General features: G+C 43.2%; 1 protein-coding gene. It reads right to left on the bottom strand.

Going from position 1 to position 1689, the window contains the following annotated elements; all coding sequences use genetic code 11:
• Positions 1-23 precede the first annotated feature (23 nt).
• On the bottom strand, positions 24-1562 hold the full coding sequence (locus tag AC27I2_RS19630; RefSeq protein WP_487205255.1) for a transposase: 1539 nt from the start codon (positions 1560-1562) through the stop codon (positions 24-26).
• Positions 1563-1689 lie beyond the last annotated feature (127 nt).

The raw sequence follows: 1689 nt of genomic DNA, 5'->3' as shown, positions 1-1689 counted from the left end.
TGGCTTAAAAGGGCTCCCCTTTTTTAATGCAGCCTGTTTTGCAGCTTTTCTATGTTATGAACAAGGCAGTACAGTTGCCATTGCGCATTCACTTTCGTTTGACCCCGTAAGGTCAGTTTATTCATGCCTTTATTCACTGTAATATTCCCGAACACCGGCTCTATACAGCCAAGTCGTTTACTGTACTGCCGTCGCCCCATCGGGCTGTCTATTTTGACCTTCATTTTGTCGATGTAGCTTAGCTTTTTGCGTGATTCATCATTTTTAAACTGAACTTGTCGCCCCGTTTTTATAGGTGGCTTTCGCATGCACTGCTGTTGCAGTGGGCATACTTTACAGTCTCTTAAGTAACAGCAGAATCGGGTGTATTGTTGGTTGTGGCTGTTTACATTAACTCCGCTTCGCCACATATCATTACCTGCGGGGCAGCGGCAGGTTTGGGTTGCTTCATCATAATGAAAGTCCTTCGAGGTAAATAACCGAGGCTTGCCTTTACTGCGTTTTAATCGGCGTTTTTCTTGCTCTGTTTCATAGGTTTCACTGGCTTTAAATAGCGGATTTCGTTTTCTAAACTGATTATCAGCTATGTATGTATCAAAGCCACTTTGCGACATATATTCAAGGTTTGCTTCGCTGTTAAATCCACTGTCTGCGGTGAACTTAATTGTCCGTTCGTCTGTGATTTTATCGGTGTTTAATTTATCAAGTTGTTGTTTTAATTGTGCAACGGCTGGCTGCAGAGTTTGCTGCTCGCCCACTGAGCCCCATGCCTGTGCTTGCAGTATAATTTGGTGCTTGTCGTCATTTATCGCAATGCCATTGTAGCCTTGAATGGTGCCTTTGGAGGTCGTCATTTTTGCGCTGTCTGGGTCGGTGATATTACTTTTAACTGGCTTGCCTTTACTGCCTGTTTTCTCTTGATGGGTGGCTAGAAACGCCGTGATTTTAGCGGCGCTTTTATCGAGTTTTTCTTTTTGCTTTAAGTCGTGAGTGACAAGCTCTTCACTTAGGCCATCTTGGGCTTGATGGCGTTCAATGATGCGTTTACTTGCGCGCTCTAGTTTTGCTTTTTTACGGCCTAGTTCATCAAATGTGCCGCTCCACTCTTTACTCGCATTGGACTTTAATTTACACCCATCAATGGCAAATAGGTTACGGCCTATCAAGCCTTCTTCATCACATATCATCAATACTTGCGTAAATAGTGGCTCAATCTGTTCGTGCATTTTGGCTACGAAGCCCGCTATTGATGTGTAATGCGGCTGAATATCCCCTGACACACTCATGAACAGAATATTGTTCTCACAGGCCTTGGCTATTCGGCGGCTACTTATTAACCCATGCGCATAACCGAGTAAAATAATCTTTAACATCACCGTGGGCGGATACGCCGCAGCACCCGTTTTATCGTTGTTATACCACGCGTCAAAGCCCGACAAGTCGAGTTTATTTTCGACAATATAACAAAGCGCATACTCAAAGGTACCTGGTAAAATTTGCTCAGCGAAATTGATGGGAATGAATTTATTTTGGCAGGATAAGTCAGGCTTGTAGTTGGCCATAACAATTTACCGTGGGTGAATAATATCTATTAGATCACAGTCCCGCAGCTGATTCAAGGTTAAAAAACAATCAGTTTTGTATAGTAGGATATGTTTCTAAAAAGAGTAATTCTACAGCCTCAACGCC

The organism is Pseudoalteromonas sp. NH0006-46, assembly GCF_057547735.1.
This window is presented reverse-complemented; position numbering and strand designations above follow the sequence as displayed.

What these genes read in the sequence shown, in the direction of transcription:
- AC27I2_RS19630 (WP_487205255.1), bottom strand. Translation starts at nt 1,562, where the DNA reads ATGGCCAACTACAAGCCTGACTTATCCTGCCAAAATAAATTCATTCCC.